This is a genomic window from Flavobacterium sp., from assembly GCF_028689845.1.
Classification (GTDB): Bacteria; Bacteroidota; Bacteroidia; order Flavobacteriales; family Flavobacteriaceae; genus Flavobacterium.
Genome location: NZ_JAQVCH010000013.1, coordinates 62931 through 69441, shown reverse-complemented (window position 1 = coordinate 69441; position 6511 = coordinate 62931). Strand labels below are relative to the sequence as shown.

The 6511-nt window shown below is 35.4% G+C and carries 3 protein-coding genes; 1 reads left to right on the top strand and 2 read right to left on the bottom strand.

The features are described from left to right. Positions 1 to 180 precede the first annotated feature (180 nt). Together dnaK and PHR76_RS06975 are read right to left on the bottom strand one after the other, a co-directional pair. The gene (gene dnaK, locus PHR76_RS06980; RefSeq protein ID WP_300060125.1) at positions 181 to 2070 is read right to left on the bottom strand and encodes a molecular chaperone DnaK; all 1890 of its coding nucleotides are present in this window, start codon (positions 2068 to 2070) and stop codon (positions 181 to 183) included. 207 nt (positions 2071 to 2277) lie between these two features. Further along, entirely contained in the window at positions 2278 to 4779 is a 2502-nt protein-coding gene (locus PHR76_RS06975) for a M14 family zinc carboxypeptidase (RefSeq protein WP_300060121.1), read from the bottom strand. A gap of 276 nt (positions 4780 to 5055) precedes the next feature. Between PHR76_RS06975 and PHR76_RS06970 the strand changes: the two genes are divergently transcribed. Beyond that, positions 5056 to 6480 (top strand): L-serine ammonia-lyase, encoded by a 1425-nt coding sequence (locus tag PHR76_RS06970; protein ID WP_300060118.1) that lies wholly within the window; start codon positions 5056 to 5058, stop codon positions 6478 to 6480. Positions 6481 to 6511: the final 31 nt, after the last annotated feature.

Here is a 6511-nt window from a genome sequence, read left to right as displayed (position 1 = left end):
TGTCTATCATAACTATGTAAATATATAAAATGTTAAAAAGTTATTTCCGAAAATTTTTGAGCTTTTTAAATTAGCTCAAATTTTCAGAATAACTTTTTAACTTACACAGTTCGTGGTATACTACCAAATAAAAAAACCGAACTATTTCTAGTCCGGTTTGGTGTGTAAAGAAAAAGAAAATTACTTCACTTCTTCAAAATCTACATCTTGGGTTTGGTCGCCTCCCGCTTCACCTTGCGGCTGTGCTTGTTGAGCTTGTTGTCCATCTCCTTGTGATTTATACATTTCTTCTGAAGCATTTTTCCAAGCTTCGTTAATTTTATCTAAAGCGGGTTGAATGGTTTCAACCTCTTTTGATTCATAAGCCGCTTTTAATTCATTTAAAGCTCCTTCGATAGCTTGTTTGTTTCCATCAGATAACTTATCCGCAAACTCTGTTAATTGTTTTTCCGTTTGGAAAATCATTCCGTCTGCTTCATTCAATTTATCAACTTTCTCTTTCATTAATTTATCAGCTTCTGCATTCACTTCAGCTTCTTTTTTCATTCTTTCAATTTCTTCTGGAGTTAATCCTGAAGAAGCTTCAATACGAATATCATGTGATTTTCCAGTTCCTTTATCTGTTGCTGATACCTTGATAATACCATTGGCATCAATATCAAAGGTAACTTCAATTTGAGGAACACCTCTTGATGCTGGTGGAATTCCATCTAAATGGAAACGACCAATTGTTTTATTATCATTTGCCATTGGGCGTTCTCCTTGCAACACATGAATTTCAACTGATGGTTGATTATCTGCAGCAGTAGAAAATACCTGTGATTTTTTTGTTGGAATTGTCGTATTCGACTCAATTAACTTCGTCATGACACTTCCCATTGTTTCGATTCCTAGAGATAAAGGCGTAACGTCTAATAACAAAACATCTTTTACATCTCCAGAAAGTACACCACCTTGAATAGCTGCACCAACTGCCACTACTTCATCAGGATTTACTCCTTTTGATGGTTTTTTTCCGAAATATTTTTCCACTTGTTCTTGAATAATAGGAATTCGAGTTGAACCTCCTACTAAAATAACCTCATCAATATCTGAAGTAGATAATCCAGCATCTTTTAATGCTTTAACTACCGGCTCCATAGAACGTTTCACTAAACTTTCTGCCAATTGTTCAAATTTAGCTCTTGTTAACGTTTTTACTAAGTGTTTTGGTCCACTTGCAGTAGCTGTAACATAAGGTAAATTAATTTCTGTTTGTGCAGAAGAAGATAATTCAATTTTTGCTTTTTCAGCTGCTTCTTTCAAACGTTGTAAAGCCATTGGGTCTTTACGTAAATCTACACCTTCTTCGCTAATAAAATCAGTTGCTAACCAATCGATAATTACTTGGTCAAAATCATCTCCACCTAAATGGGTATCTCCGTTTGTTGATAAAACTTCAAAAACACCGTCACCTAATTCAAGTACAGAAATATCAAAAGTTCCTCCACCTAAATCGTAAACAGCAATTTTTTGATCTTTTCCACCTTTGTCTAAGCCATAAGCTAGAGCAGCAGCAGTTGGTTCGTTGATAATTCGCATTACTTTTAAACCAGCAATTTCTCCTGCTTCTTTGGTAGCTTGACGTTGTGCATCATTAAAGTAAGCTGGAACGGTAATGACCGCTTCTGTAACGGTTTGACCTAAATAATCTTCTGCCGTTTTCTTCATTTTTTGAAGCGTCATGGCAGATAATTCTTGTGGTGTATACAAACGTCCATCGATATCCACACGTGGTGTATCATTGTCGCCTTTTACTACTTTATACGCTACATTTCCGGCTTCTTTAAGGCTTTCAGAATATTTATTTCCCATAAAACGTTTGATAGACGCTATGGTTTTTGTAGGATTTGTTACTGCTTGTCTTTTTGCAGGATCCCCTACTTTAATCTCTCCACCTTCTACAAATGCAATGACGGATGGCGTAGTTCTTTTTCCTTCAGCATTTGAAATTACTACTGGTTCTCCGCCTTCCATCACAGAAACACAAGAATTGGTAGTTCCTAAATCGATTCCAATTATTTTACTCATAATTTTTAATTTGTATGTGTTTTTACTCTTTTTTCGTTTTTTTTTAAACTTGATTGCTAAATGACAAGGATTGTGCCAAGACTACATTTATATAAAAATGACAGTTTTAGTCAACTATTTACTTTTTTAATATGACAAGTTGACATAAAACCATAAAAAATCCGAACTGACATAAAATCAATTCGGATAAGTTTCATTTTAAACTTCTTAATCGACTAAAAACAACGCATTGCTAAAAAGTAAATTTCCGTTTTCCCAAAACCCTCTAAATAAAGGATTATCAATCATATAGATTACTTTACCCTTCCCTACTGCGTCGACCGCAAAAGAAACGGTTTCTGCTAGTTGTCCTTTTAACTTACTTCCAACAAAACCAAAGCTTTGAAATTTTTTAGGAACATAAATAACATTCTCTGCTCCTTTTAATAATTTATAAACGGCAGGAGTTGTTTTCAAACTAAAGTAATTTGCACCTAATCCAAAAGTTAAAGGATGCGTGATATCAATAGTGTTTTCTATAATTGCACCGGGAACATATGCTGAAATAGAACGACGTTCGCTTCCTTCATAATCTAAAAACCGATTGTATAATTCCTCTTCTTCCTCTTTTTGAGTAGCATTTGTTTTTTCTTCTTCAGTGGCAAATTTGGTTAAATGGTACCCTTCTCTGTCTTCAAACATAGTCATTCCGCCACCCATAGCAATGACTTTTCCACCATTCGAAACAAATTCGTCAATGTTTTTTTGCTCGCTTTCAGAAAAATTATAATATCCATCTGCCAAAATTAAAGTCGTATAATTGGTCAGATTTACTTTTTTAAAGTAATCCAATTCGATTATACTTAACGGAAATTCAATCACCTGATCCATATAATACCAAACTTGACCAAAATCTATATTACTCACGCCGTTTCCGCTCAATAAAAGTACCTTTGGAGCTTTTAACAAAGGATAAAACTCACCACCTAAATCCGCACCATTTGCAGCAAAACCAGTAGTAATAGGAACACATTCTGCTTTATGCACTAAAATTTTCTGAATGGTTTCTTCAAAGTTTTTAATTTTTAGATTATCGCCTTTTGTAATTAACAATCCTCCTTTTTCAATTTTTATATTATTAAAGGCAACCTCTTTACTAGCCGAACGGACTTGAAAATTTTGTTGGTGTAGCAAACTCAACACTTTAGCAGAATTTCTATCATTCCACGGTACATAATACGCATAAACAGTCACCGTTTTTTGCGGAACCGTAATCGTTCGCTGTGATTTAGTTTGAAGAGCAAGTTTGCCTTTTAAAGCATAACTTTCTACGCCATAAGCAAATGGTAGCGACCAAGCCGTAATATCATAAGACAAACTATCCGTTAGTTTTTGATGCGGCTCAAATAAAACTTGAGTCAATACTGCTTTAGGTTGGTCAACGCTAATAATCAAATCGTTAGGTTCGATTTCAAATGTTTTTTCTTTATTGGTTTGATAATGATATCCTTTTAATTTTTTACTTTCATTTGCAAACGAAGCTTCAATCCGATTTCTATTTAAAAGAGTTAATAGTTCTAGATTTCTAGGATGGTCTTTCACAATATAGGTTTGAAATTCACCTTTTGGTTTGCTGCGATTTTCTTTAAAATAGTCTCGAAACTTAGTCGTTAAATTTTGTTGTTGTAAAAAGCTTAATTCCACTACCGCCAATAAAGCTTTTGTATGGTGATTAATTCGGTCTTTTATGCTTAGAATCTCACCATTTCTCATCACAATGGCTCTTCCTGCTCCAATTCCACCTTGCTCATAGGTCATTCCAACTGCTCCATTATAACACGGATACGTATCGCCATAACTTGGATAAAACAAATCAAATCGTTCGCCAGAATAATACATCCAACCTTCTTTATCAAATTTAGTCGATGTTAATTCGCCAATTTTTTGATGAAATTCCCTTTGAAAAGGAGCAATTTGCTCATGATAGGGTTCGGCTGCTGGTGGAAAAAAATAAGGTTCGTTATAACCCATTTCATGCACATCGGCATGCACCATCGGCATCCATTCATGGTATAAATTCATTCGCAACTGCGTTTCCAATTGCGTTTGCCACGCCCAATCCCGATTTAAATCGAAAACATAATGGTTCTGTCTTCCTCCCGGCCAAGGCTCCATGTGTTCTCTATCTGAATGTCCGGGATGCGTTTTTGTTCCTGAAATGTCGCGAAGCCAATTCGCATAACGCGAAAAACCATCTGGATTTAAACAAGGGTCTAAAATCACAATAATATCTTGCAACCATTTTTTGGTTTCTAAATTTTTTGGATTGACCAATTCGTAGGCCACAGACAAAGCACTTTCTAAGGCTCCAAACTCATTTCCGTGGACATTAAAACTTAACCAAACAATCGTTTTGTCTTTTACAGCTTGATTTTTAGTAGGAAATAAACCAATGGAATTCAAATGATTTTTTCTAATTTCTTCCAGGTTTTTTAAATTTTCTGGCGAAGAAATAAAGTAGGCATTTAAATTTCGCTCTTGCGAGGTTTCGCCATATTTTTGATGTTGCATCCAATCGGAAGAAGCTACCAAATGTTGAAAATAGTTTTCTACCTGATGATAATAAGTTACATTTTTGCCATAATTTGGTAAAAATTCAAAAGGTGATTTTGGCTGTGCCGTGGTAGTCAACACACTTAAAAAAAGGAATAAAAAATAAATTCGTTTCATGAAAGCTGATTTTTCGCATTCAAATATAAGGTAAATTCAAAAGAAATTAGGTAAAGTTTAAAGTATTGAACATCGATTAAATGCATTTACACTGCTTTTTTTCTTTAAAGGATGGAACGCCGATTTAGGATGCGTCTGACAAAAACAGGTTGTTTGGATTTTATTTTAGTTCTTCCGATAGGTTTGAATGATACGTTTACAAAATGATTTATTTAAAATCGCTATTGATAAGCTCTAAACATTAACCTATATTTGCCTAACTAAATCGTTATAGTGATGGAAGAATGTATTTCAGTTTTCGATATGCTTAAAATTGGTGTTGGCCCTTCAAGCTCGCACACTTTAGGCCCTTGGCGTGCCGCAGAACGCTTTTTAAATGAAATGAAAACCGAACATTCTTTTACGGATGTGATTCGAATAAAAGTTGATTTATACGGTTCGCTTTCCTTAACGGGAAAAGGTCATGCCACTGATTATGCACTGATGCTTGGCTTGAGCGGACAAGATCCGGAAACTATTCCTGTTTCCGAAATTGATGGGATTGTACAATCCATTAAAACAGAGAAAAAAATTAAATTAGGTAATTCCGTTTGGATTCCTTTTGATGAAAAACAAGATATTGTGTTCAATAGACAATTTCTTCCTTTTCACGCCAATGGACTAACGTTTACGTTATTTACAAAAGATCAAGAAGTTAAAGAAACCTATTATTCAATTGGTGGCGGATTTGTAGTCATAGAAGAACGTCCTAACGCCATAAAGAATGAAACTATTAAATGTGCTTTTCCTTATCCTGTGGGAAAAGCAGATGAATTATTAGCTTATTGCCACTCGTTATCTATTTCCATTTCTGAATTGGTGTATGAAAATGAGAAAGCCATGCGAACAGAATCAGAAATTGACCATGAATTAATGCGAATTTGGGATACAATGCTCGAATGTATGTACATTGGTTGTCATTCGGAAGGCATTTTACCAGGCGGATTAAACGTTCGTCGAAGAGCTTTTGATATGCATAAAGGTTTAATTGGCCAAGCAATATATAGCAATCCGCAAGAATGGTTAGAAACTATTCGCAAAACAGAAGTTAAATTCAGACAAATTTTAAAATGGGTGAGCTGTTTTGCACTTGCTGTAAACGAAGTAAATGCCGCTTTAGGTCGTGTGGTTACCGCTCCTACTAACGGTAGTGCCGGTGTTATTCCTGCCGTTTTAATGTATTATTTAGTAATTGAAAACCATCAAGCTGGTGAAAAAGAAATTAAACAATTTTTGCTAGTTGCGGGTGAAATTGGAAGCATCTTTAAACAAGGAGCCACGATTTCTGCCGCTATGGGCGGATGCCAAGCAGAAATTGGCGTTTCTAGTGCAATGGCCGCCGCTGCTTTATGCGAATTAATGGGTGGAACTCCAGCTCAAGTTGCCATGGCAGCAGAAATTGCTATGGAACATCATTTAGGATTAACATGCGACCCTATTGGAGGATTAGTACAAATTCCTTGTATTGAACGCAATACGATGGGAGCGATTAAAGCGATTAATGCCGCAGAACTAGCCTTAGAAACCGACGCCTTAAACGCAAAAGTTCCGTTAGATAAAGTTATTCATACCATGTGGGAAACAGCCAAAGACATGAACTCTAAATATAAAGAAACAAGCGAAGGCGGTTTAGCAGTCGCGGTGAATTTAGCCGATTGTTAAACGCTTTTTTTATCATCCAACACAAAAAATG

Bases quoted from the DNA above. Each gene is read 5' to 3' on its own strand.
- PHR76_RS06970 (WP_300060118.1), top strand. From the start codon at position 5,056: ATGGAAGAATGTATTTCAGTTTTCGATATGCTTAAAATTGGTGTTGGC.
- dnaK (WP_300060125.1), bottom strand. From the start codon at position 2,070: ATGAGTAAAATAATTGGAATCGATTTAGGAACTACCAATTCTTGTGTT.
- PHR76_RS06975 (WP_300060121.1), bottom strand. From the start codon at position 4,779: ATGAAACGAATTTATTTTTTATTCCTTTTTTTAAGTGTGTTGACTACC.